This window comes from Streptodolium elevatio (genome assembly GCF_053592165.1).
Genome location: NZ_JBSFVE010000012.1, coordinates 75,835 through 99,425, shown reverse-complemented (window position 1 = coordinate 99,425; position 23,591 = coordinate 75,835). Strand labels below are relative to the sequence as shown.

Genomic DNA, 23,591 nt, shown 5'->3' with positions numbered 1-23,591 from the left:
CGCGGGTCGCGCCGGGGCAACCTGGTCGCGGGTCGCTAGGCGGACGACTCGGCTGCCCGGCATCGCAGTTCGGCGAGGCCTTCCGCGGTGACGCGGCCGAGGAGCCGCAAGCGGGCGACACCGCCGTCCGGGTAGACCTCGATGCGCACGTGGCGGGCGGCCCGCTCGGGCGCCACCCGGAACCGGTGCCGGGTGTCCGGCTGTACGCGCGTCGGCGGCAGTAGCTCCCACCAGCCGGACTCGTCGGCCGGGTCGCCGTCGGTCGCCACGAGGCGGATCCAGCCGGGGGCGTTGCCCTTGTAGTGGTCGGTGTCGATCTCGACGGCCGAGAGCAACGCCGGGCCGGCGAGGCGCAGGCGCACCCAGTCGTGCCCGTCGTCGCGGCGGCGCCGAGTCTCCCAGCCCTCGCCCATCACGCGCGAGCGCCCGGGGGCGTTCATGTTGTGCGGCGAGGAGAAGTACCGGTCGCTGGCCGCCTCGGCGACACCCCCGAACTCGGCGGCGAGCAGGTCGAGCGTGAGGCCGTCGAGGTAGTCGGCGTCGGGGACGACCTCACCGTGCACGCGCAGCCGGGCGACGCCCCCGTCGGGGAAGATGTTGAGGCGTACGTGCGAGAACCGGCGCCGCTCCGCGACGTCGAACCGGTGCGCGGTGTCGCCCTTGAGGGGGCTGCGCGGCACGATCTCGGTCCACTCGACGTCGGCGGCGAGCACCTCGTCCAGCGACGGGTGGCCGGGCAGGTACGCGGCCTCCACCGACGCGAACGGCGGGTAGTTGCCGGTGAAGTGCGCGGTGTCGACGACGACGCCGCTGACGACGCCGGCGGCGCCGAGGCGTACCACCGCCCAGTCGTGGTCGCCGGGGTGGACGTGCGGCTCCTCGGCACTGGCGCCGCGGCGCCGACGGGTCTCCCAGCCGTCCATGATCTGGCCCTTGGGGCCGAACGTGTGCGGTTGGAAGACGGGCGTCTCGGCGAGGAGGAGGTTCTCCTTGTCGGCGAACCACTCGTCGTTGGCGGCGATCACGCCGGCGCCCAGGGGGCGTCCGGCGAGGTTCACCAGATCGGCGAAGTCCGAGGTGGCGTCCACGGACAGGGCAGGCTTGGACTCTTCGGGCATGCGGAACTCCGGTCTCGTGCGGGGGCGCTGACGAAGGTTCAGAAACCGGTGAGCGGGGGCGGCGCGTGGCCGCGGAGGCGGCGTTCGGCGGGGCCGATCACGACGCGTCCCGCTCCAGCAGTTCGCCCGCGGGCGGACCGTCGAGGTCGACCGGCACGCCGCGCAGCCAGGTGGTGCGGACCACGCCGGTGAGTTCGCGGCCGGCGTACGGTGTGACCGGGTTGCGGTGGTGCAGGCCGGCCGGGTCGACGACGAACGCGGCCTCGGCGTCGAAGGCGAACAGGTCCGCGTCGCGGCCCGGCGCGATGAGGCCCTTGCGGCGCAGTCCCGCGAACCGCGCGGGACCGGTCGCCATCCAGCCCACGACGTCGGCGAGGCTGTGCCCGCGGCGCCGCGCCTCGGTCCATATGGCCGGAAGTCCCAGTTGCAGGGAGGCGATTCCGCCCCAGGCGAGGGCGAAGTCGCCCTCCTCCAGCCGCTTGAGGTCGACGGTGCACGGCGAGTGGTCCGAGACGACCGCGACGAAGTCCCCGTCGCGCAGCCCGACCCACAGGAGGTCGCGGTTGGACTCGGAGCGGATCGGCGGGCAGCACTTGAAGGCGGTGTCTCCCTCGGGGACCTGCTCGGCGGCGAGCGTGAGGTAGTGCGGGCAGGTCTCGGCGCTCGCCCGGATGCCGTCGGCGCGCGCCTTGGCCAGCAGCGGCAGCACCTCCGCCGAGGACACGTGGAGCACATGGACGCGCGCCCCGGTCTCCCGTGCGGCGTCCAGCAGTTCGGTGACCGCGACGGCCTCCGCGGCGTCCGGGCGCGAGGCGAGGAAGTCGGCGTACGCCCGCCCGGCCCGCTGCGGCGCCGCGTCCAGGACCTCCGGCGCCTCCGCGTGGATGATCGCCAGTGCGTCGAGGCGGGCCAGTTCCGCGAGCGACTCGTCGAGTTGCTCGCGCGTCAGGTGCGGGAACTCGTCGACGCCCGAGGGCGACAGGAAGCTCTTGAAGCCGAACACGCCGGCCCGGTACAGCGGTTCCAGGTCGTTGAGGTTGCCGGGCACCGCGCCGCCCCAGAAGCCGACGTCGACGTACACCCGGCCGCGGGCCGAATCCTGCTTGGCGTGCAGCGCGTTGACCGTCGTGGTGGGTGGAATGGAGTTGAGCGGCATGTCGATGAGCGTGGTCACGCCGCCCGCCGCCGCGGCGCGGGTCGCGCTGGGAAAGCCCTCCCACGCGGTACGCCCGGGCTCGTTGATGTGCACGTGGGTGTCCACGAGACCCGGCAGCAGCGCCAGTTCGCCCAGGTCTTCCACGGGCGAGCCGGTCACCGAGCCGTACGGGGCGACGTCGGTGATCCGCCCACCCGCGATGACCACGTCGGCGGCGACCTCGCCCTTCGGGGTGACGACGCGCCGGGAGCGCAGCACGCGTGAGGCGCTCCGCGTAGAGGAAGTGGTGGTCACCGGGCGGCCTCCTTGTGCACGACTGCCGTGAGTTCTTTTGCCAGCAGGGCGCCCGCCTCCTCGGCGTAGCGCGCGGCGTCGGCCAGCGCGTCACCGCCGGAGGCGAGGTCTTCGAGTGCGTACGCCCGGACGATCCCGGCCGTCTGGAGCTGAGTCGGCGTCAGCTCCAGACGGCCGCACACCGCCACGACCGGCACCCCGGCACGGGCGGCGGCCGCGGCGACACCCGCGGGCGCCTTGCCGTGCAGGGTCTGCGGATCGAGGCGGCCTTCCCCGGTGACGACGAGCGCGGCTCCGGCCAGGACCGCGTCGAAGCCGAGGAGTTCGAGGAGGAGTTCGATGCCGGGGCGCAGGGTCGCGCCGAGGAACGCCAGGGCGCCGAAGCCCACGCCGCCGGCGGCGCCCGCGCCGGGCAGGTCGGCGACCTCGCGGCGGCCCTCGACATCGGCGGAAGTCGCAGCGGAAGACGCGGTGGCCGGCGCAGCGGAAGAGGCGGTGGCCGGCGCAGCGGTAGGCGCGGCGACGTCGCGGCGTACGATCTCCGCCCAGCGCGCGAGCCCGGCCTCCAACACCGTCACGTCCTCCGGCCCCGCGCCCTTCTGCGGTCCGTAGACCGCCGCGGCACCCTTGGGTCCGAGCAGCGGGTTGTCCACGTCGGACGCGATGACCACCTCGATGCCGCCGGGGCGGTCGGCGTACCGGCGCAGCAGGTCGGCGGCCTCGACGCGGTCCAGGGAGCGGAGCGCGGCCCCGCCGGGCGGCAGCTCGACGCCGTGCGCGTCGAGCAACCGCCCGCCGAGGGCCTGCACCATGCCGGCGCCGCCGTCGGTGCAGGCGCTCCCTCCGAGACCGAGGACGATGCGACGCGCCCCCACGCGCACCGCCTCGGCGATCAACTGGCCGACGCCGTAGCTGCTCGCGGTCAGCGGCGCCGGCTCTCCGGCGGGGAGCAGGACGAGTCCGGACGCCTCGGCGAGTTCGACCACGGCTGTGGTGCCCCGTACGGCGAAGGACGCGTCCACGGCGCGTCCGGTCGGCCCCGCCACGCGGGTCCGCACCCGGCGGAACCCGGCGGCGACCACCGCGTCGACCGTGCCGTCGCCGCCGTCGGCCACCGGGAGGCGGCGTACGTCGGCGTCCGGCAGGACCCGCAGGATCCCGTCGGCGATGTGTCCGGCGGCTTCGGCCGCGGTGAGCGTGCCCTTGAACTTGTCGGGGGCGACGACGATCGTCGGGGCTGCCACGGCTTGCTCCTTTCCGGATGTCGCAGACGCTATGCGGGTCGGCGGCCGCGGGAAATCGTGTGATCACACGACCGCATGGGACGGACGGGCGGTCCGATTCGGATGGTCGGACATGGATATTCGGGACACTAGGCCACGAAGGGTTGTTCCACCCGGCGGCACGGCCGCGACACCGGATCAGGTGCCGCCGGGTGGGGTCGGTGGGAGGGGGTGCCGCCCGGTCCGGTCGGTGTGACCGGGCGGCACCCCCGGAGACGGGGCCTGGTGGGAAGACGGTCCAGGGTCGGCACCGGGCGGCCCCGCCGGTCTGCGGGCCGAGGAAGTCGGCCGCTGGTGCGGTGGCCGGGCCCGGTGCGCGTGCCCGGACCCGGCCACCGGTCCGGTCAGCCCCGCGGCAGCGGCTCGAACTCGCGGACCGCGTCGATCGCCGGGCCGTGCGGCGTGTTCGCCTCGCGCTCGATCATGATCTCCACGAGCACCGGGCGGGAGGTGGCCTGCGCCTCCTTGCGCGCCCACTCCAGCGACTCGCGGATCTCGCCGGGCTCGAAGACACGGCGGCCGGAGCAGCCGTACGCCTCCATGATCTTGACGTTGTCGGTGCCGTAGTCGTCGTAGTGGATGTCCACCTGGTAGTTCATCTCGTACGGCAGCGACGCCTGGCGGATCAGGCCCAGGTACTCGTTGTTGAGCATGATGATGACGAACGGCACGTTGTACTGCGCCGCCACCGCCAGCTCCTCGACGAGGTACTGGAAGCCGTAGTCGCCGACGATGCCGACGACCTCGGCGTTGGGGTCGCTGTTCTTGAGCGCCTTCTTGACCCCGATCGCCGCCGGGATCTCCCAGCCGAGCGGGCCGGCCTGGCCGCAGATCTGGTAGCGGCGCGGCAGGTACGCCTTCTGGTGCTGGCCGCCCCAGATCTGGTAGAGCCCGATCGCGGTGACGAAGTACGTGTTGGCGTCGAAGACCTCGTTGATCTCCTTGTACGCCCGCGGCGCCTTCACCGGCACGCTGTCGAAGTCCTCGCGGCGCGTCAGCGTCGAGCGCAGTTCCTGGACCCGGGCGACCCACGCACCGGCCTCGCGGCGCAGCCCGCGGTCCCGCGCGACCTCCAGGATCGCCCGGAGGAACAGTCGGGTGTCCGACACGATGCCCAGGTCGGGCTGGAAGACCTTGCCGATCTGGGTCGGTTCGATGTCCACGTGGATGAACTTGCGTTCGCCGCGGTACACGTCCAGCGAGCCGGTGTGCCGGTCGCCGAAGCGTGCGCCGAGGGCGAGCACGAGGTCGGACTCCAGGAACGACGCGTTGCCGTAGCGTTGCGAGGTCTGGATGCCGGTCATGCCGCTGTAGAGCGCGTGGTTCTCGTCGATCGAGCCCTTGCCCATTAGCGTGACCTGCACGGGGATCTGCAACAGCTCGGCCAGCTCGACCAGTTCCTCGTGCGCCTCGCCGATGATGACGCCGCCGCCGGAGAGCAGCAGCGGGCGTTCGGCGGCGAGCAGCATGTCGAGGGCGGCCTCGACGCGCGGCAGGTGCGGGTGCACCTCGGCCACCGGAAGCGGGGCGTCCAACTCGGGGTCCCACAGGATCTTCTGCTGCTGGACGTCCAGCGGCAGGTCGATCAGGACCGGGCCCGGACGGCCCGAGCGGGCGATGCGGAACGCCTCGCGGAAGATCCAGGGGGCCTGCGCGGCCTCCTTGACCTGCACGGCCCACTTGGTGACCGGCTTGGCGATCTCCACGATGTCGACCGCCTGGAACGCTTCCTGGTGCAGTTTGGAGGAGACGGCCTGGCCGGTGATGCAGACGATCGGGATCGAGTCGGCGATCGCGGTGTACAGGCCGGTGATCATGTTGGTGCCGGCCGGGCCCGAAGTGCCGATGGCGACACCGACGTTGCCGTTGGTACGCGCCCAACCGTCGGCCATGTGCGTCGCGCCCTCTTCGTGGCGGACGATCAGGTGCTCGATCGTGCCGTCGTCCTCAAGGGCCTTGTACAGCGGCAGGATCGCGGCGCCGGGACATCCGAACGCGGTGTCCACACCCTCCGACTTGAGGACGTGGACGACGGCGTCCATCACGGGCATCAGACTAGGAGCCATCAGTTGCCACCCTTCCCGTTGCTCGAACCACCGTTGTCGGCAGGGCCGTTGAGCCGTTCAAGAGCCAGCAGCAGCCCGCTGTGGTCGAGGTCGCCGCCGCCCTGGGCGCGCAGCGCGGCGACCAGCGTGGTGGCCAGCGCGCCGAACGGCAGCACCAGGCCGAGTTCGCGGGCGGCGTCCGAGACGATGCCCATGTCCTTGTGGTGCAGGTCGATGCGGAAGCCCGGCTTGAACCGGCGGGCGCGCATCGAGTCGCCCTTGCGGGCCATGACGGTGCTGCCGGCCAGGCCGCCGCCGAGGACCTTGAGTCCGGCCTCGGTGTCGACACCCGCGCGCTCCAGGAACAGCAGCGCCTCGGCGACGAGTTGGATGTTGCCGGCCACGATGAGCTGGTTGGCGGCCTTGACCGTCTGACCGGCGCCGTACGGGCCGACGTGCACGATCGTCTTGCCGAGCGCCTCGAAAAGCGGCAGCGCCGCCGCGAAGTCCGCCGCCTCGCCGCCGACCATGATGGACAGGACGGCCTCGACCGCCCCCGCCTCGCCGCCGGACACCGGCGCGTCGAGGACCCGAAGTCCCTGCGCGCTCCCGGCCTTTCCGACCGCGATGGAGGTGCTGGGCTTGATCGAGCTCATGTCGATCACGAGGGTGCCGGGGCGCACGTTGTCGAGGACGCCGCCCTCGCCGAACATGACCTCCTCGACCTGCGGGTCGGCCGGGACCATCGTGATGACGGCGTCGGCGTCGCGCACGGCGTCGGCGATCGAGGCGGCGCCCTTGCCGCCCGCCTCGACGAGCTTGTCGATCGGCGGCTGGGTCAGGTTGAAGCCGGTGACGTCGTACCCGGCCTTGACCAGGTTGGCAGCCATCGGCGAGCCCATGATGCCAAGGCCGATGAAGCCTATTTTGCTGATCTTCGGTGTGCTCATGCGTTTCCCCTCCCGGAGCGGTTCTCGCGCGGCAGCCAGCCGAAGCTGTCGGCGCTGGGGCCGCCCACGGGCTTGTATTCGAGGCCGATGCGGCCGTCGTAGCCGGCCGCGGCGAGGCGGCCGAACAGGTCGTCGAAGTCGAGTCCGCCGGTGCCGGGCTGTCCGCGCCCGGGGCTGTCGGCGATCTGCACGTGGCCGACGCGGTCCGCGTACGCGGCGATCACGGCCGGCAGGTCCTCGCCCATCGTGGCGAGGTGGTACAGGTCGAGCAGGAAGCGCGTGTTGCCGAGGCCCGTCGCGGCGTTGACCGCGTCGACCACCTCGACGGCGGCCTTCGCGGAGTCGAGCTGGTAGCGCGGGTTCTCCACGGCGTTGACCGCCTCGACCAGCACGACCGCGCCCTCGCGGTGCGCGGCCCGGGCCGCCGACGCCAGGTTCTCCAGCGCGAGTTCGGCCTGTACGGCGGGGTCCAGGCCGTCGACGCGGTTGCCGTACAGCGCGTTCAGCGCGCGGCATCCGACGCGGGCCGCGAACCCGACCGCCACGTCGATGTTGGCGCGGAAGCGGTCGGAGTCGGCGGGCCGCGACAGCAGCCCGCGGTCGCCGCCGGGCATGTCGCCGGCGTCGAAGTTGAGGCCGACCAGCGAGACGCCCGCGTCGGCGAGCGCGCGCTCCAGCGCGTCGAGCTCCGCATCGGCCGGAGTCGGCCCGTCGAACGGCCACCACAGCTCGACCTCGGTGAAGCCGGCCTCGGCTGCGGCCCTCGGCCGCTCCAGCAGGGGCAGCTCGGTGAACAGGATCGAAAGGTTGACATCGAAGCGCGGGAGTCCGGCGCTCACGGTCATCACCTCTTCCACGGATCGAACGGGTGAATTCCACGATGCGGAAGCAAGATTCTGCTTAACGGAATGATGGCACGCGCCTTCAACAGTTTGTCAATCCCGCGGGGTGAGCAATCCTGGATTAGTCGACAGGCACGCCCTAGGGTTCAGGCCGTGCGATTGAAGATGGAGTTCACCACCGAACCGTTCGAAATGCCGGACTTCCCGCCGCATGCCGTCACGGCGCGGCGCATCGTCGACGAAGCGGGGCTGGAGGTCGAGGTCGGGCCGTTCGGCACCAGCGCCGTGGGCGACGCGGAGACCGTGCTCGCGGTCGTCGACCGGCTCTTCCGGGACACCTTCGCGGTCGGCGCCACGCGCATCTCCGTGCAGGTCACGGCGGTTCCGGGCGGCACCGCGGAACAGGCGGAGGACATCCGATGACCGAGCCGGCACACCCCCTCGTCGACGCGGTCAAGCCGCTCGTCGACGCGCTCGGTGCGGACTTCGTGGCGACCGGAGAGGCCCGGGCGGAGGACGTCGTCCTGCACTGGGAGGGCGATCCGGTGGTCGCCGTACGCCTGCCGCACCTGGGCGCCGCGCTCGACCGCCTGCTGGCCGAAATGGTGCGCCAGTTCGGCGGACCGCTGGCCGAACTCGGCCGCGAGGACAAGCAGCGCGTGGTCCGCGTGCTGGAGGAGCGCGGCGCGTTCACCATCCGGCACGGCGTCGAGTCGGTCGCGGCGGCGCTCGGCGTCAGCCGCTTCACGGTCTACAACTACCTGAACCGCGAGCAGTCCCAGTAGGACCGGGCGCAGCGCGCGGGACCCGGCCGGTTGTCGACCGTGCGAACCTCCAAGACCCGGCGTTCGCCCACCCGACTGATCCACTTCAACAAACTGTTGACGGCACGTCACGTGCCGACCTACGGTTCACGCTGAGCGCGGTTCCGATGATCCGGACGCGATGACTCCGTTCCCCGTCCAGGAGGTCCGGCGTGGCCGATCCACCGGAAACCCCATCCGACCAGCACCTTCCCGTACCCGCCGGGGCCGGGCTCGGGCGGCTCAACGCCGCCGGGCCCGGCGACGCGCTGAAGCTCCTCGGCGAGGTGTGCGCCAGCCGCGCGTGGATCGACACGGTCGCGGCCCGGCGCCCGTACCGCGACACCGACGAACTGTTCGCGGCCTCCGACCTCGCGATGGCGGGGCTCACCACCGCCGATCTCGACGAGGCCATGGCCGGACACGCGGTCATCGGCAAGCCCCGTGCGGGCGACGCCACTTCGGAGCGCGAGCAGGCCGGCGTACGCGGCGCGGACGGCGACCTGCTCGCCGAACTCGCGGACGCCAACCGTGAGTACTTCGACCGATTCGGCCACGTGTTCCTCATCTGCGCCACCGGCAAGGGCGCCGCCGAGATGCTCGCCGCACTGCGCGGGCGCCTCGGCAACGACGCGGCCGCCGAGCGGGAGATCGCCCGCGAGGAACTGCGCAAGATCAACCGCATTCGTCTGGAAAAGCTGGTGCTGGCATGACCGCCGTCTCGACCCACATCCTCGACACCAGCGCCGGGGACCCGGCGCCGGACGTCCCCGTCGAACTCGCCGTCCGCGCCGAGGACGGCGCCTGGCGGGTGCTCGGCACGTCGCGGACCGACTCCGACGGCCGCTGCCCCGACCTTCCCCAGGTGTCCCCCGACGACCCCGCGGCCTCCGCCACGGTCCGGCTGCGCTTCGACGTCGCCGCGTACCGTGCCGCCCGCGGCGAGGACGCCTTCTTCCCCGAGGTCCAGGTGGTGTTCACCACCGACCCGGCGCGCCCCCACTATCACGTCCCGCTGCTGCTCAACCCGTACGGATACTCCGTTTACCGAGGGAGCTAGACCGATGCCGATGGTGCTAGGCCAGAACCAGTACGGAAAGGCGGAGAACCGGATCGTCCGGGTTCGCCGCGACGGCACTCGGCACGAGGTCAAGGACCTCAACGTGAGCGTCGCCCTGTCCGGCGACCTCGCCGACACGCACCTGACCGGCGGCAACGCCGCGGTGCTGCCGACCGACACCACCAAGAACACCGTCTACGCCTTCGCGCAGGAGCACGGCATCACGTCCGCGGAGGACTTCGCGGTGCTGCTCGCCCGGCACTTCGTGGACTCGCAGCCCACCATCCACCGCGCGCGCATCCGCGTCGAGGAGTACGGCTGGAACCGCATCACCACCGCCGACTCCCGCAACCGCTTCATCGGCGCCGACGAGGTGCGGCACTCCTTCGTCCGCGACGGCGGCGAGGTACGCACCACCGAAGTCGGCTACGACGGCGAGCGGTTCCAGATCATCTCCGGGCTCACCGGCCTGGTGGTCATGAACACCACCGCCTCCGAGTTCTGGGGCTACATCAAGGACCGCTACACCACGCTCAAGGAGGCGTACGACCGCATCCTCGCCACCGAGGTCAACGCGCGCTGGCGCTTCTCGTGGAGCGGCGACGAGCTCGCCCCGGTCAACTTCGAGCGCTCCTACGCACAGGTCAAGCGGCACCTGCTCGAGTCGTTCGCGGAGACCTACTCCTACTCGCTCCAGCAGACGCTGTTCGCGATGGGCAACCGGGTGCTCAACAACCGCCCGGAGATCGACGAGATCCGGCTGTCGCTGCCCAACAAGCACCACTTTTTGGTGGACCTGGAGCCGTTCGGGCAGAAGAACGACAACGAGGTCTACTTCGCCGCGGACCGGCCGTACGGCCTGATCGAGGGCACCGTGCACCGTGAGGGCGTCGAACCGGTCATCCCCGTCGACTGAGAGGCGGACGCGTCGTGAGCACCGAACCCGCGCAGCGCATCGTCATCGAGAACGCCGTCATCGCAACCGTCGACGCCGACGACACCGAGTACACCTCGGGCCACGTCGTCGTCGCCGGCAACCGCATCGAGTCGGTGGGGGCCGGAGCCGCGCCCGAAGTCGCCGGTACGGTACGCCGCGTCGACGCCTCCGGCCACCTGGTCACCCCCGGGCTCGTCAACACGCACCACCACTTCTACCAGTGGATCACCCGGGGCCTGGCGCAGAACTCGATCCTGTTCGACTGGCTCGTCGAGCTGTACCCGACGTGGGCGAAGATCGACGACGAACTGTGCCACGCCGCCGCGCAGGGGTCGGCGGCCGCGCTGCTCAAGTCGGGCTGCACGACCGCGATGGACCACGCGTACGTCTTCCCGCGCGATGCCGGGGACATCCTCGGCGCCGAGATCGCCGCGGTCGCCGAGCTGGGCATGCGCTTCCAGCCCACGCGCGGGTCGATGGACCGCAGCCGCAAGGACGGCGGGCTCCCGCCGGACAACGCGGTCGAGGACACCGACGAGGCCCTCGCCGCCACCGAGGCGGCCATCGACCGGTGGCACGACCCGTCGTTCGACTCGATGCTGCGCATCACCGCGGCGCCCTGCTCGCCGTTCTCGGTGTCGACCGAACTCATGCTCGAGGCAGCGGTGTTGGCCCGGCGCAAGGGCGTACGCCTGCACACCCACGGCTCGGAGACGGTCGAGGAGGAGAAGTTCTGCAAGGAGTTGTTCGGCATGGGGCCGACCGACTACTTCGAGTCGGTCGGCTGGCTCGGCGACGACGTGTGGATGGCCCACTCGGTGCACATGAACGACTCCGACGTGGCCAAGTTCGCCGAGACCGGCACGGGCGTCGCGACGTGCCCGTCGTCGAACGCCCGCCTGGCGGCCGGGGTGGCCCGCGTACCCGACCTGCTGCGCGCCGGAGTGCCGGTCGGGCTCGGCGTGGACGGCACGGCGTCCAACGAGTCCGGCGAACTCGGCACGGAGCTGCGGAACTTGCTGCTGTTCAGCCGCGTCAAGTGGGGCGCGGACGCGCTGACCGCGCGGCAGGCCCTGCGGGTCGGCACGATCGGCGGCGCGCGCGTACTCGGCCGCGAGGCGGAGATCGGCAGCATCGAGCCCGGCAAGCTGGCCGACCTCGCACTGTGGAAGATGGACGGCGTCCTGCACGCCGGCATCGCCGACAAGGTCGCGGCGCTGGTCCTGGGCGCCGCCGCCCCGCTCTCGCTGCTGCTGGTCAACGGCGTCCCGGTGGTCGAGGACGGCCGGCTCACGCGGGTCGACGAGGAAACCATCGCCCGCAACGTCGAGGCCGCCTCCGCGACGCTGGCCCGCCGCGCGGGACTGGCCTGAATCCGCAGGCGACACAGCCCACGGCCCTGCCGGAGCGACCAAGCTCCGACAGGGCCGTCGCCGCGCATGCGCACGGCACACCAGAGAATCTGAGTACGCGCACTCATGTACGGCGCGCACACGCTCGGAAACATGGCGCTACGCAGACGTTCGTCGCCGCCCGCCGCAAGAGGGTTCTCCCTCCGAACTCCCCATCGGAGCAAGAGAACCGGCGGACGGCGAAATCCGCCCGGATGCTCGCGCCCCTTTTCCCGTGCCGTGAGAGGAGTGCCCGAAGCGATGGTGCCTTCCGAGTCCCCGCCGCGCTTCCGCGACGACCTGTCCACGATCTACGACTTCATGGACGAGATCCTGATCCGCTGCCCCAAGTGCGAGGCGCTGGCGCGCGTGGTGGCGTACCCGCGCCGCGAGGTGCTGTCGCCGTTCCAGTCGCGACGCCTGGTCTGCGCCGACTGCGGCCACACTCGCGACAAAGACTCCGGCGTCTACTCGATGCCGAACTCGCAGGCCACGCACATGTACGACCCGTACTTCTACCTGCCGCTGTGGTTGCAGACCAGCACGCGGCACGGCCTGCTGTGGGCCTACAACCTCAACCACCTGGCGCTGATCCGGCGTTACGTGGCCGCCGAACTGCGCGAGGACGCGTGGACCGAGGAGGGCATCCGCATGACGCTGGTCTCCCGGCTGCCCGCGTGGATCACCGCGTCGGGCAACCGCGCCGAGGTGCTGCGCCTGATCGCCCGCCTGGAGACGACCGTCGAGGGCGGCTGACAGACGCCGCGGCCGTCCACCACCAACCCGGCCGCGGAACGCAAGACGCCGGTGTCCCGCACTCCTCCCCGAGTGCGGGACACCGGTGTTGGCGGTCCGGGCCGCGGCAGCAGCGGCGGCTGCCGCGGAAGCAGTGGCTGCCGTGGCAGCAGTGACAGCCGCGGCGGCCGTGGCGGCCGTGGCCGCCGGAGGGTCAGCTCTCTCGGCCGAGGGTCTTCAGGTAGTTGCGCCAGCCGCCGAACTCGGTGATCTCCTTGTGCTTCCCGGTCTCCAGCTCGCCGACCCGCAGGACCATCGAGAACGACGCGGAGCCGTCCTCCAGCTTGATGATGCCGAACTCCAGCTCGGCCGGCTCGGTGGGCAGGAGTTCGTCGCGCAGCACCTCTTCGGGGACCTCGTACACCTCGCCCTCGATCTGGGTGTCCACGCTCGGGTCGGGGAGCAGACCGGGGCAGCGGTCGCCGATCGAGAAGAAGCGGTGGCCGGGGGCGGTGCGGGTCTTCATGACCAGCGGCGCGCCCTTGAGGTGGTGGTGGAAGGGGCCGCCTTCCATCGCCTGGCCGTTGAGGAACATGCGAGCCATGCGGACTCCTGGGTTCTGGTGCGGATCCGACGGGAGGTCGGAAGATCCGGATGGTTCGGAAGAGTTCGAAGGAGGGTGCGGAACGACCGGGGGCGTCTCGACGGGACGCGCCCCCGCGACCGTCGGGACCCCGCCCGGTCGTTCCGCGTTCGTGGTGCCCGGCGCGCCTCAGTCGAGGAGGGCGTAGCCGGGCAGGGTGAGGAAGTCGGGGAAGTCGTCGGCGAGGGCGACCTGCAGGAACAGGTCGCGGGCCGCCGTCCAGCGGCCGGCCTCGAAGGCCGTGTCGCCCAACTCCTCCCGCAGGTGCCCGAGTTCCTCGGTGAGGTGGCGGCGCACCAGCTCGGCGGTGACCTTCTCGCCGGTGTCCGCGAGCACCACGCCGTTGTTGACCCACTGCCACACCTGCGAGCGGGAGATCTCGGCGGTCGCGACGTCCTCCATGAGGCCGAACACCCCGACCGCGCCGTGGCCGCGCAGCCACGCCTCCAGGTAGCGCAGGCCGACGCCGACCGCGTTGTGCAGGCCGACCGAGGTCGTCCCGCCGCCCGCCGAGGCGACGTCGAGGAGCTGGTCCGTGGTCACCTCGACCTCGTCGCGCAGCCGGTCGAGCTGGGCCGGGCGGTCGCCGAGCACCGCGTCGAACGCCTCGCGGCAGACCGGCACCAGGTCCGGGTGCGCGACCCACGACCCGTCGAAGCCGTCGCCGGCCTCGCGGTCCTTGTCGTCCCGGACCTTCGCCAGCGCGGCGGCGTTGGCGGCGGCGTCACGCCGCGACGGGATGACGGCCGACATACCGCCTATGGCGTACGCGCCGCGCCGGTGGCAGGTCTTGACGAGCAGTTCGGTGTACGCCCGCATGAACGGAGCCGTCATCGTCACCGAGTTGCGGTCCGGCAGGACGAACGCCTCGCCCGCGTCCCGGAAGTTCTTCACGATGGAGAACAGGTAGTCCCATCGCCCGGCGTTCAAGCCCGAGGCGTGGTCCCGAAGTTCGTACAGGATCTCGTCCATCTCGAACGCCGCGGTGATGGTCTCGATGAGCACCGTCGCGCGGATCGTGCCGCGCGGGATGCCGAGCACGTCCTGCGCGTGGTTGAACACGTCGTTCCACAGCCGCGCCTCGAGGTGGCTCTCGGTCTTCGGCAGGTAGAAGTACGGGCCGGAGCCGCGCGCGAGCAGGCGTACCGCGTTGTGGAAGAAGTACAGGCCGAAGTCGAACAGCGCACCCGCGACCGGGGTCCCGTCGACCAGCACGTGGCGCTCGTCGAGGTGCCAGCCGCGCGGCCGCATGACCACGGTGGCCAGCTCGTCGTCCGGCTTGAGGGTGTAAGACTTGCCCTCGGCGGTCGTGAAGTCCACCCGCCGCTCGTACGCGTCGACCAGGTTGCGTTGGTGCGCGACGACGTTGTGCCAGGTCGGCGCGGAGGCGTCCTCGAAGTCCGCGAGCCACACCTTGGCCCCGGAATTGAGGGCGTTGATGGTCATCTTGCGGTCCGCGGGACCGGTGATCTCCACCCGCCGGTCGCGCAGCTTGGGCGGCGCGGCGGCCACCCGCCACTCGGACTCGCGGACGCCGCGGGTCTCGGGCAGGAAGTCCAGGCGGCCGGTGCGGGCGATCTCGGCGCGCTTCTCCTGCCGCTTGGCGAGGAGTTCGGTGCGGCGGCCGCCGAAGCGGCGCTGCAGGTCCGCGACGAAGCGCAGCGCCTCGGTGGTCAGGATCTCCTCCCCGCGCGGCACGGGGCCGCCGGTCACGGTGACGACCGGTGCGGTCATGTGACACTCCTCTGTTCTCCACTGGGCGGAAAGGACGGTGCCGGTCCGGGTGGCCGACCGAGGGGACGGAACCCGGTCGGCGGCGGGCCGCGACGAATCGATGGTGACCCGGATCGCGGCTCAGGCACAGGCGGCGCGCACGGCGCCGGCCACCGCGCCCGCCACTTCGGGATCGAACACACTCGGCACGATGAAACCCGCGTTGAGCTGTTCGGGCGCCACCCGGTCGGCGATCGCGCCGGCCGCGGCGCGCAGCATGTCGTCGGTGACGGCCGAGGCTCCCGCGTCCAGCAGGCCGCGGAAGATGCCCGGGAAGGCCAGCACGTTGTTGATCTGGTTGGGCAGGTCGCTACGCCCGGTGGCGACCACGGCGGCGTGCCGGGCGGCCGCGGCGGGGTCGACCTCGGGGTCGGGGTTGGACAGTGCGAAGACGACCGCCCGTTCGGCCATCGCGGCGATGTCGGAGCCGGTCAGGAGGTTGGGGGCGGAGACGCCGATGAACACGTCGGCGCCGACCACGGCCTGCGCGAGGGTCCCGAAGAACCCTTCGGAGTTGGTGTTGTCGGCCACCCACTGCCGGTCCGCGTCCAAGCCCTCCTGCGCGCGGTGCACCGTGCCGTTGCGGCCGCACGCGATGATCTCGCGGGGGCCGAGCGGCAGCAGCAGCCGGATGATCGCGTTGCCGGCCGCGCCGACGCCGGACAGGACGATGCGGCAGTCGCGGATGTCCTTGCCGACGACCTTGAGCGCGTTGTGCAGCGCGGCGAGGACGACGACGGCGGTGCCGTGCTGGTCGTCGTGGAAGACCGGGATGTCGAGGCGTTCGCGCAGGCGCCGCTCGATCTCGAAGCAGCGCGGTGCGGAGATGTCCTCCAGGTTGACCCCGCCGTACACCGGCGCCAGCAGCTCGACGGTGCGTACGATCTCGTCGACGTCCTGGCTGTCGATGCACACCGGCCACGCGTCCACGCCCGCGAACTGCTTGAAGAGGGCGGCTTTGCCCTCCATCACGGGCAGTGCGGCGGCGGGGCCGATGTCGCCGAGGCCGAGCACCGCCGAGCCGTCGGTCACCACGGCGACGGTGTTGCGCTTGACCGTCAGGCGGCGCGCGTCCTCCGGGTTCTCGGCGATCGCGGTGCACACGCGGGCGACGCCGGGGGTGTACGCGCGGGACAGGTCGTCACGGTGCCGCAGCTGCACCTTGGGGACGACCTCCAGCTTGCCGCCGAGGTGCATCAGGAACGTGCGGTCGCTGACCTTGTGCACAGTGACGCCCGGGACGTCGCCGAGCGCCTTGGCGACCGCGTCGGCGTGCGGGCCGTCGACGGTGTCGCAGGTCAGGTCCACCATGATGCGGTCGGGCCCCGAGTCGACCACGTCGAGGGCGGTGAGCACCGCGCCGGCCTCGCCGACACGTGTCGTGAGCAGGCCCGCGACGCCGATCGAGACGGGCGCCTCGACGCGCAGGGTGATGGAGCAGCCAGGGCTTGGGGCCGACATCGGTGTCCTCGTTCCTCGTTCCCGGTCGCGGCGAGTTCTGTAGAGTGGAGATTAGTTTCTGACATACGGAATTTCAACAAGTTGTTGAGAAGTCCTCGGGTTGCATCGGGCCACATCCGGACGAGGACGCGGCACCGGCATGTGGAGGAGTCAGGATGGCCGAGCGGGCACCCGGGGGCGTGCAGTCCCTGGAACGGGCATTCGACCTGCTCGAGGTCCTCGCCGACGCGGGCGGCGTACTGGGCCTGAGCGACCTCGCGGCCCGGTCCGGCCTGCCGATGCCGACCATCCACCGATTGGTCCGGACCCTCGTGCGCCTGGGCTACCTGCGCCAGGACGCCTCGCGCCGCTACACCCTCGGACCGCGGCTGATCCGGCTCGGCGAGACCGCGGGGCGCCTGCTCGGCTCGTGGGCCCGGCCGTACCTCGCCGAACTGATGGAGTCCACCGGCGAGACCGCGAACCTCGCGGTGCTGGAGTCCGGCGAGGTCGTGTACGTCGGCCAGGTGCCGTCCCGGCACTCGATGCGGATGTTCACCGAGGTCGGGCGGCGCGTCCAGCCGCACTGCACGGCCGTCGGCAAGGCCCTGCTCGCGCAACTTCCCGAGGAGCAGGCCGCCCGTACGCTCGGGCCCGGGCCGCTGACCGCGCACACCTCCTACACCGTCACCGAACCCGCGGAGCTGCTGCGGCAGTTCGCCGCGATCCGGGAGCGCGGCTACGCGGTCGACGACCAGGAGCAGGAACTCGGCGTGCGCTGCATCGCCGTCGTCGTCCCCGGCGCCCCTACCGCCACCGCACTGTCCGTCTCCGGACCCGAGGGCCGCATCCGGGCCATCGACGAGAAGGAACTCGTGGCCACCGCCCAGGAGATCGCCGCCCGACTCGGCGCGGCCCTCGGCGGCGCGTCGGAAGCGGGTGACGAGGGGTAGCGCGGGGCAGGGCAGGTAGGGAAGGTAGGGCGAACGGGCGGGCAGGGCGGGTAGGCCGACGACCGGCGGGCAGGACAGGGCGGGTAGGCCGAACGGGCGGCGCCAGGGCCGCCCGCAGCGCAGGTCAGCCGAGGCGGCCGAGGTCCTCCGGGGTGTCGACGTCGTAGGCCTCGGCGACATCCCCGCACTCAACGAGCCGCAGCGACGCCGCATGCGCGGCCAGGAACCCCCGCGCCCCGGCGTCGCCCTGGGCCTCTGCCGCGATATCCCGCCACCACCGAGACGCGAACAGCACCGGGTGCCCGCGCCGACCGTCGTACGAGGCGGCCGCCAACTCGGCCCCGCGGACCAGGTGTTCCTCGACCAGCCGGGCCACGGCCGCGCCCCCCGCACCGGGCATGTCCACCAGCGCGACGACCGCCGCGGACGCGTCCTTCGGCAACGCGGCCAGCCCCGCGCGTAGCGACGAGCCCATGCCCGTCTCCCACTCCGTGTTGCGCACCACCCGGGCGGTCCCCAGGTCCGCGTCGGCGAGCACCTGGTCGGCGGCAGCACCGAGGACCACCACGACCTCCGCGCAACCGCCGTCCCACAGCAAGCGCAGACCGTGCTCCACCAGCGGCCGCCCGTGGAACGGCAGCAGTGCCTTGGGCCGCCCGCCGAGACGGGACCCGCCGCCGGCGGCCAGCAACAGGCCCGCAACGGGCCGCGGTCCGGTGGCCATCAGGTGCAATACCTCCAACTCGATTTGATCCCCGGGCGATACCGCGCAGTTCTGGCCCGGAAAGCACGACACCGCCCGCCCCCACGCGCCCGCCCGGTGAGCACGACACCGCCCAGCTCGCGCAACGCCCCGCCCGCCCCCACGCGCCCTGCCTTCCCTTCCCTTCCCTTCCCTTCCTACCTCGGGAACGATCTACGCGACCGGAAGGTCCGGGCCACGGCCTCCAACCACGCGAAACGACGAAGACCTACCGCCCCCCGACCACACGTTCGCCCCCGACCACGCCCCGCCCCGTCGTACCGACAGCAGGCCGGAAAAACCAGATGACCGCTCCCGGCGACCGACGTACCGTCGGGGATCATGGCCGATCCCACGCCCACGACGCCGACCGGGTCCACAAGACCCAAGAAGTCGACCGTCGCCAGTCTCATGCGGCTGCGCCCGTATGTCCGTCCGGTGCGCGGCCGCCTGGTCGGCAGTGCCCTTACCGCGCTCCTGTCGACCACCACCGGCCTGATGATCCCCCTGGTCGTCGCCCGCGTCGTCGACGGCCCGGTGGCGGACCGCGACACCGGCGCGCTGTGGCCGTGGGTCCTGCTCCTCCTCGCCCTCGGCGTCCTGGAGGCGTTCTTCTACTGGGCCCGCCGCATGCTGACCCACCGCTCGCTCCCCCGCGTCGAGGAGACGATGCGGAACGCGCTCTACGAGCACCTCCAGACCCGCCCGGTCTCCTTCCACGACAAGTGGCAGTCCGGCCAACTCCTCTCCCGCGCCTCGCGCGACCTCGGCCAACTCCGCCAATTCCTGTCGTTCGTCGTCATCTTCCTCTTCGTCAACGCCGCGACGTTCGTGGTCGGATCGGTCCTGCTCTTCACCGTCAACCCGGTCCTCGCGCTGATCGTGACCGCCGTGGCGGTCCCCGTCATGTTCCTCAGCCACCTCTTCGAGAAGCGCTACGCCGTCGTCACCCGCCGCGCCCAGGACCAGGCCGGCGACGTCGCCACGGTGATGGAGGAGTCGGTCCTCGGCATCCGCGTCCTCAAAGCGTTCGGCCGCAATCGCGCCATGGACCACAAGTACGCCGCCCTCACCCGCGAACTGCGCCGCACCGAGACGGAGAAGGCCCGACTCGTCGGCATCATCTGGGGGGTCCTGGTGGCCGTCCCCGAGCTGATGGTCGCCGCCGCCCTCGCGGTCGGCGTGCTCCAGGTCGCGGACGGCGCCACGACGACCGGTGAACTGGTCGCCTTCTTCGCCATCGTCATGTACCTGCGCTGGCCGATCGAGTCGTTCGGATGGCTGCTCGCCGCCACCACCGACGCCGCCGCCGCGGCCGACCGCTACTTCGAGGTCATGGACGCCGGCGGCGAGATCCCCGAACGGGAGCGCCCGATCGACCCCGTCCGGGTCACCGGCGCCCTCGCGTTCGAGAACGTGCGCTTCCGCTTCCCCGACGGCCCGTCGGACGCCCCGGAGCTGCTGCGCGGCGTCGACCTTGCGGTCCGCCCCGGCGAGACCATCGCCCTGGTCGGCCCCACCGGATGCGGCAAGTCGACCCTCACCGCCCTGGTCCCGCGCCTGTACGACGTGACCGGCGGCCGCATCGCCCTCGACGGCGTCGACCTGCGCGACCTCCCCGTCGAACGCCTGCGCCGGATCGTGTCGGTCGCGTTCGAGGAACCCGTGCTGTTCTCCATGAGCGTGCGGGAGAACGTCCTGCTCGGTTTCCCCGAAGGCACCGACGAGGACGTCGAGCGCGCACTCCGCGTCGCCCAGGCCGAGTTCGTCCACGACCTGCCGTGGGGGCTCGACACCCGTATCGGCGAAGAAGGCCTCGACCTCTCCGGCGGTCAGCGCCAACGCCTGGCACTGGCACGGGCGGTGGTCTCACGCCCGGCCGTCCTGGTCCTCGACGACCCGCTGTCGGCACTCGACGTGCACACCGAGGCCCAGGTCGAACGCGCATTGCGCGCCGTCCTGGCCACCACCACCGCCCTCGTCGTCGCGCACCGCCCCAGCACCGTGCAACTCGCCGACCGGGTGGCGGTCCTGGACGCCGGACGCATCGCCGCGGTCGGCACGCACGACCAGCTCCTCCAGCGCAGCGCCGCGTACCGGCACCTGATGGCCGCCGACACGCCGCGGTTGCGCGCCGGGCGGGAGCACCACCGAACACCGGCCCAGGAGGCAGTGTGACCCCCGACTCCCCGGGCCCCGACTCGCCGGGCCCCGACTCGCCCGGCCCCGAGCTTCCTGGCCCCGGCTCCCCCGGCCAGGACTCCCCCGGCCTCGGCTCCCCCAGCCCCGACGTCCCCAGCCCCGACTCCCCAGGCCCCGGCCACGAGCACAGCCGCAGCCACACACCGGGCCGCAAGCGCGACCACACCCACGGCCACGAGCGCCACCCCGCCGACCCGATGGCGTGGCGCGGCGTCAGCTCCCGTCCCTCCGACGGCGAGGCCGACGCCGAGGGCTCCGGCCTGCCGCTCGCCGACCTCGGCAAGCCCCGCCGCGGTGACGCCCGCCGGCTCCTCGCCTCGCTGCTGGCGCCGCACCGCGGCACCCTGGTCGTCGCGGCGCTCGTCAGCCTGCTGTCGCAGGCCGCGATGGTGGCCGGACCGCTCCTGATCGGCCTGGCCATCGACCGCGCGGTGCCGGACGCCGTCGCCGGGGACCACGGCACCCTCGTGTGGATCGCCGTCGCCTACGCCGCCTGCGGACTAGTCACCGCGGGCAGCCAGTTCGCCTTCCAGGTGGTGGCCGCCCGGGCCGGGCAGGGCGTGCTGCTCGAACTGCGCGCCCGCATCTTCGGCCACGCGCAGCGCCTCAGCCTCGACTTTCACGAGCGGTACACCTCGGGCCGCATCGTGTCGCGTGCCACCAGCGACGTCGACGCCGTCCAGGAACTGGTCGAGGACGGACTCGACGGACTGACCACGGCGGTACTGACGTTCTGGGTCTCGCTGGGATTCCTGTTCGTGCTGGACGTCCCGCTGGCGCTGCTCGTGATGTCCGGTCTCGTGCCGCTGTCCGTGGCCACGGTCTGGTACGCGCGGCGCTCGGCCCGGGCGTACCGCGGCACCCGCACCACCAGCGCGGCCATGACCACGCAGTACATCGAGACCCTCAACGGCATCCGCGCCGTCCAGGCGTTCCGGCGCGAGCCGCGCAACGCCGGGATCTTCCGCGTCCTCAACCGCCGCTACACCGAGGTCAACACCGAAACCCTGGTGCTGTTCGCCTGGTTCGCCCCGGCGCTCATGCTCATCGGCAACCTGACCCTGGTCGGGGCACTGGCCGTGGGCGCCTACCGGGTCGCCGACGGCGGTCTCGAACTGGGCGTGCTCGCCGCGATCGCGCTCTACGTCCGGCGCATGTACGAACCGCTGGACGACCTGGCCCTCGCCCTCAACACCTACCAGACGGCCGCCGCCGGCCTGGAGAAGATCGCCGGGCTCCTGGCGCACGAGCCGGGCGTCGCCGAACCGGCGAAGCCCGGGTCGCTGCCCGAGCGTTCCGGCAAGGGGCGTGAAGTCACCTTCGACGGCGTCCGGTTCGGCTACCAGGACGGCGTGACCGTGTTGCCCCGGATCGACCTGACGATCCCGCGCGGCCAGACGGTCGCGCTGGTGGGCGAGACGGGCGCGGGCAAGTCGACGGTGGCCAAGCTGCTCGCCCGGTTCTACGACCCGACCACCGGCGCGGTGCGCCTGGACGGCGTGGACCTGCGGGAGTTGACGACACCTCAGCTACGCGGCGAACTGACGATGATCACCCAGGAGTCGTTCCTGTTCAGCGGATCCGTCGCGGACAACATCGCGATCGGGCGCCCGGACGCGACCCGCGAGCAGATCGAGGAGGCCACCCGGGCCCTGGGCGCCTACGAGTTCATCGCGGCACTGCCCGACGGCTTCGACACGGACGTCCGCAAACGCGGCGCCCGGCTGTCCGCGGGGCAGCGCCAACTCGTGGCGTTCGCACGGGCGTTGCTCGCCGACCCGGCGGTGCTGATCCTCGACGAGGCGACCTCGTCCCTCGACATCCCGGGCGAACGGGCCGTGCAGCGCGCCCTCGCGACCGTCCTGGAGGGGCGGACCGCGGTGATCATCGCGCACCGCCTGTCGACCGTCGAGATCGCCGACCGCGTGCTCGTCGTCCACGACGGCCGGATCGTCGAGGACGGCACACCGGACGACCTCGTGGCGGGCGTCGGTGACGACGCTGCCGGCGGCGAAGGGCGCTTCGGCGCCCTCCACCGGGCGTGGCGCGAGTCGCTCGTCTGAGCCCGACGCCCGACTGCCCGGCCTCACACGCCGGGCAACCCCCACTCGCGGGCGATGATCTCGTACGACGCCAGGCGCGCCGCGTGCCCGTGCACGTTGCTGACCACCATCAGCTCGTCGACCGCCGTCCGCTCCACGAGGTCGTGCAGCCCGCGTCGCACCGCGTCGGCGTCGCCGATCACGTGCTGCCGCTGGTACGACTCGACGAAGTCGCGCTCGGCGGGCGACCACGGGTACTCCTCGGCCTCCTCCGGACTCGGCTGGAGACCCGGGCGCCCGCTGCGCAGCCGCAGCATGCCGAGCGCCTGCGCCCGCCCGAGCCGCTCCGCCTCCTCCGCGGTGCCGGCCGCGATCACCCCGGCGGCGATCATCGCGTACGGCTCCTTCAGGTCCTCCGACGGCTGGAAGTGCTCCCGGTACAGCGCCAGCGCGGGCAGCGTGTGCTCGCCGCTGAAGTGGTGCGCGAACGCGAACGGCAGGCCCAGGATGCCGGCGAGCTGCGCGCTGTAGCCGCTCGACCCGAGCAGCCAGATCGGCGCCCGCGCCGCGTCCCGCTCGCCGCCCGGCTCGATGCCGGACGCCGGGCCGGGCACCGCATGAATCCGCGAGTACGGGTGCCCCTCGCGGAACGACCCGGTCAGGAACCCGATCAGCTCCCCGAGTTGCTGCGGGAAGTCGTCCACCGACAGCGCCTCCGCGCTGCGCCGCAGCGCCCTCGCGGTGTGCTGGTCGGTGCCCGGCGCGCGCCCGAGGCCGATGTCGATGCGCCCGGGGTGCAGCGCCTGGAGCGTGCCGAACTGCTCCGCGACCACCAGGGGGGCGTGGTTGGGCAGCATGACGCCGCCGGACCCGAGTCGCAGCGTGGTGGTGTGTGCGGCGAGGTGTGCGAGCAGGACCGGCGGCGAGGAACTCGCGATACCGGGCATGTTGTGGTGCTCGGCCACCCAGAAACGGTGGTAGCCCCACTGCTCGGCGCGCCGCGCGAGCTCGGTGGTGGTGTGGAGCGCCTCGGTCGCGGTGTAGCCGGTTCCGACCGGGGCGACGTCCAGCACGGACAGCGGTATCGACGGTGTCGAGGCATGAGAAGGCACGTCAAGGGGCAACGTGACCAGCATGCGTGTTGTTCCGGCCGGCGTATGGACCTTCCGGATCTGGGCGGCG

The 23,591-nt window shown here is 72.1% G+C and carries 21 protein-coding genes; 10 read left to right on the top strand and 11 right to left on the bottom strand.

Features of this window, described 5'->3' with window-relative positions:
• Positions 1–35: 35 nt before the first annotated feature.
• The 6 genes from alc to ACWD12_RS22395 all read right to left on the bottom strand — a co-directional run bounded on the left by alc (position 36) and on the right by ACWD12_RS22395 (position 7,685).
• Positions 36–1,118, bottom strand: a complete 1,083-nt coding sequence (gene alc, locus ACWD12_RS22420) for an allantoicase (RefSeq protein ID WP_450100996.1) — start codon at positions 1,116–1,118, stop codon at positions 36–38.
• Between the two features lie 97 nt (positions 1,119–1,215).
• On the bottom strand, positions 1,216–2,568 hold the full coding sequence (gene allB / locus ACWD12_RS22415) for an allantoinase AllB (RefSeq protein WP_450100995.1): 1,353 nt from the start codon (positions 2,566–2,568) through the stop codon (positions 1,216–1,218).
• Positions 2,565–3,812, bottom strand: coding sequence for a glycerate kinase (locus tag ACWD12_RS22410; RefSeq protein WP_450100994.1), 1,248 nt, complete (start codon positions 3,810–3,812; stop codon positions 2,565–2,567). The genes allB and ACWD12_RS22410 overlap by 4 nt, the downstream gene beginning before the upstream one ends.
• 383 nt (positions 3,813–4,195) lie before the next feature.
• Positions 4,196–5,917: a glyoxylate carboligase gene (gene gcl, locus ACWD12_RS22405; RefSeq protein ID WP_450100993.1), complete on the bottom strand. Its 1,722-nt coding sequence runs from the start codon at positions 5,915–5,917 to the stop codon at positions 4,196–4,198.
• The gene (locus ACWD12_RS22400) at positions 5,917–6,846 is read right to left on the bottom strand and encodes a 2-hydroxy-3-oxopropionate reductase (RefSeq protein WP_450100992.1); all 930 of its coding nucleotides are present in this window, start codon (positions 6,844–6,846) and stop codon (positions 5,917–5,919) included. Before ACWD12_RS22400 ends, gcl begins: the two co-directional genes overlap by 1 nt.
• Positions 6,843–7,685, bottom strand: a complete 843-nt coding sequence (locus tag ACWD12_RS22395; protein ID WP_450100991.1) for a hydroxypyruvate isomerase family protein — start codon at positions 7,683–7,685, stop codon at positions 6,843–6,845. Before ACWD12_RS22395 ends, ACWD12_RS22400 begins: the two co-directional genes overlap by 4 nt.
• 156 nt (positions 7,686–7,841) lie before the next feature.
• Between ACWD12_RS22395 and ACWD12_RS22390 the strand changes: the two genes are divergently transcribed.
• The 7 genes from ACWD12_RS22390 (at position 7,842) to ACWD12_RS22360 (ending at position 12,635) form a co-directional block, all read left to right on the top strand.
• Complete coding sequence (locus ACWD12_RS22390) at positions 7,842–8,111, top strand: thiamine-binding protein (protein ID WP_450100990.1); 270 nt, start codon at positions 7,842–7,844, stop codon at positions 8,109–8,111.
• Positions 8,108–8,473 (top strand): helix-turn-helix domain-containing protein, encoded by a 366-nt coding sequence (locus tag ACWD12_RS22385; RefSeq protein ID WP_358363524.1) that lies wholly within the window; start codon positions 8,108–8,110, stop codon positions 8,471–8,473. Before ACWD12_RS22390 ends, ACWD12_RS22385 begins: the two co-directional genes overlap by 4 nt.
• A 191-nt stretch (positions 8,474–8,664) precedes the next feature.
• The gene (gene uraD / locus ACWD12_RS22380) at positions 8,665–9,204 is read left to right on the top strand and encodes a 2-oxo-4-hydroxy-4-carboxy-5-ureidoimidazoline decarboxylase (RefSeq protein ID WP_450100989.1); all 540 of its coding nucleotides are present in this window, start codon (positions 8,665–8,667) and stop codon (positions 9,202–9,204) included.
• Positions 9,201–9,551, top strand: coding sequence for a hydroxyisourate hydrolase (gene uraH, locus ACWD12_RS22375; protein WP_358363527.1), 351 nt, complete (start codon positions 9,201–9,203; stop codon positions 9,549–9,551). The genes uraD and uraH overlap by 4 nt, the downstream gene beginning before the upstream one ends.
• Before the next feature lie 4 nt (positions 9,552–9,555).
• Positions 9,556–10,467, top strand: coding sequence for a factor-independent urate hydroxylase (gene pucL, locus ACWD12_RS22370; protein ID WP_358363528.1), 912 nt, complete (start codon positions 9,556–9,558; stop codon positions 10,465–10,467).
• 14 nt (positions 10,468–10,481) lie between these two features.
• Positions 10,482–11,861: an 8-oxoguanine deaminase gene (locus ACWD12_RS22365; protein WP_450100988.1), complete on the top strand. Its 1,380-nt coding sequence runs from the start codon at positions 10,482–10,484 to the stop codon at positions 11,859–11,861.
• Between the two features lie 279 nt (positions 11,862–12,140).
• A complete protein-coding gene (locus tag ACWD12_RS22360; RefSeq protein ID WP_450100987.1) occupies positions 12,141–12,635 on the top strand; it encodes a hypothetical protein in 495 nt (164 codons plus the stop codon).
• Between the two features lie 193 nt (positions 12,636–12,828).
• Here ACWD12_RS22360 and ACWD12_RS22355 read toward each other — a convergent pair whose 3' ends face one another.
• The 3 genes from ACWD12_RS22355 to ACWD12_RS22345 all read right to left on the bottom strand — a co-directional run bounded on the left by ACWD12_RS22355 (position 12,829) and on the right by ACWD12_RS22345 (position 16,491).
• Positions 12,829–13,218 (bottom strand): allophanate hydrolase-related protein, encoded by a 390-nt coding sequence (locus tag ACWD12_RS22355; protein WP_358363533.1) that lies wholly within the window; start codon positions 13,216–13,218, stop codon positions 12,829–12,831.
• 168 nt (positions 13,219–13,386) lie between these two features.
• Positions 13,387–14,991: a malate synthase A gene (gene aceB / locus ACWD12_RS22350; RefSeq protein WP_450100986.1), complete on the bottom strand. Its 1,605-nt coding sequence runs from the start codon at positions 14,989–14,991 to the stop codon at positions 13,387–13,389.
• A gap of 120 nt (positions 14,992–15,111) precedes the next feature.
• The gene (locus ACWD12_RS22345) at positions 15,112–16,491 is read right to left on the bottom strand and encodes a malic enzyme-like NAD(P)-binding protein (RefSeq protein WP_450100985.1); all 1,380 of its coding nucleotides are present in this window, start codon (positions 16,489–16,491) and stop codon (positions 15,112–15,114) included.
• Between the two features lie 155 nt (positions 16,492–16,646).
• Here ACWD12_RS22345 and ACWD12_RS22340 point away from each other — a divergent pair, with 155 nt between their 5' ends.
• Positions 16,647–17,423 carry an IclR family transcriptional regulator gene (locus tag ACWD12_RS22340; RefSeq protein ID WP_450100984.1) on the top strand — a complete coding sequence of 259 codons (777 nt, stop codon included), beginning with the start codon at positions 16,647–16,649 and terminating at the stop codon, positions 17,421–17,423.
• Between the two features lie 124 nt (positions 17,424–17,547).
• Here the strand turns inward: ACWD12_RS22340 and ACWD12_RS22335 are convergent, their stop codons facing one another.
• On the bottom strand, positions 17,548–18,147 hold the full coding sequence (locus ACWD12_RS22335; RefSeq protein ID WP_450100983.1) for a nucleotidyltransferase family protein: 600 nt from the start codon (positions 18,145–18,147) through the stop codon (positions 17,548–17,550).
• A 360-nt stretch (positions 18,148–18,507) separates the two neighbouring features.
• On the opposite strand from ACWD12_RS22335, the gene ACWD12_RS22330 reads away from it, so the two are divergent.
• Positions 18,508–20,343, top strand: coding sequence for an ABC transporter ATP-binding protein (locus ACWD12_RS22330; RefSeq protein ID WP_450100982.1), 1,836 nt, complete (start codon positions 18,508–18,510; stop codon positions 20,341–20,343).
• Positions 20,344–20,564: 221 nt separating this feature from the next.
• Entirely contained in the window at positions 20,565–22,430 is a 1,866-nt protein-coding gene (locus ACWD12_RS22325) for an ABC transporter ATP-binding protein (RefSeq protein WP_450101118.1), read from the top strand.
• Positions 22,431–22,453: 23 nt separating this feature from the next.
• Here ACWD12_RS22325 and ACWD12_RS22320 read toward each other — a convergent pair whose 3' ends face one another.
• Positions 22,454–23,545 carry an LLM class flavin-dependent oxidoreductase gene (locus tag ACWD12_RS22320; protein WP_450100981.1) on the bottom strand — a complete coding sequence of 364 codons (1,092 nt, stop codon included), beginning with the start codon at positions 23,543–23,545 and terminating at the stop codon, positions 22,454–22,456.
• Positions 23,546–23,591: the final 46 nt, after the last annotated feature.

Coding starts and splice junctions, on each gene's coding strand:
- ACWD12_RS22340 (WP_450100984.1), top strand. CDS start 16,647: ATGGCCGAGCGGGCACCCGGGGGCGTGCAGTCCCTGGAACGGGCATTC.
- ACWD12_RS22335 (WP_450100983.1), bottom strand. CDS start 18,147: ATGGCCACCGGACCGCGGCCCGTTGCGGGCCTGTTGCTGGCCGCCGGC.
- pucL (WP_358363528.1), top strand. CDS start 9,556: ATGCCGATGGTGCTAGGCCAGAACCAGTACGGAAAGGCGGAGAACCGG.
- ACWD12_RS22360 (WP_450100987.1), top strand. CDS start 12,141: ATGGTGCCTTCCGAGTCCCCGCCGCGCTTCCGCGACGACCTGTCCACG.
- ACWD12_RS22385 (WP_358363524.1), top strand. CDS start 8,108: ATGACCGAGCCGGCACACCCCCTCGTCGACGCGGTCAAGCCGCTCGTC.
- ACWD12_RS22330 (WP_450100982.1), top strand. CDS start 18,508: ATGGCCGATCCCACGCCCACGACGCCGACCGGGTCCACAAGACCCAAG.
- ACWD12_RS22345 (WP_450100985.1), bottom strand. CDS start 16,491: ATGTCGGCCCCAAGCCCTGGCTGCTCCATCACCCTGCGCGTCGAGGCG.
- alc (WP_450100996.1), bottom strand. CDS start 1,118: ATGCCCGAAGAGTCCAAGCCTGCCCTGTCCGTGGACGCCACCTCGGAC.
- uraH (WP_358363527.1), top strand. CDS start 9,201: ATGACCGCCGTCTCGACCCACATCCTCGACACCAGCGCCGGGGACCCG.
- gcl (WP_450100993.1), bottom strand. CDS start 5,917: ATGGCTCCTAGTCTGATGCCCGTGATGGACGCCGTCGTCCACGTCCTC.
- aceB (WP_450100986.1), bottom strand. CDS start 14,991: ATGACCGCACCGGTCGTCACCGTGACCGGCGGCCCCGTGCCGCGCGGG.
- ACWD12_RS22400 (WP_450100992.1), bottom strand. CDS start 6,846: ATGAGCACACCGAAGATCAGCAAAATAGGCTTCATCGGCCTTGGCATC.
- ACWD12_RS22320 (WP_450100981.1), bottom strand. CDS start 23,545: ATGCTGGTCACGTTGCCCCTTGACGTGCCTTCTCATGCCTCGACACCG.
- ACWD12_RS22355 (WP_358363533.1), bottom strand. CDS start 13,218: ATGGCTCGCATGTTCCTCAACGGCCAGGCGATGGAAGGCGGCCCCTTC.
- ACWD12_RS22325 (WP_450101118.1), top strand. CDS start 20,565: ATGGCGTGGCGCGGCGTCAGCTCCCGTCCCTCCGACGGCGAGGCCGAC.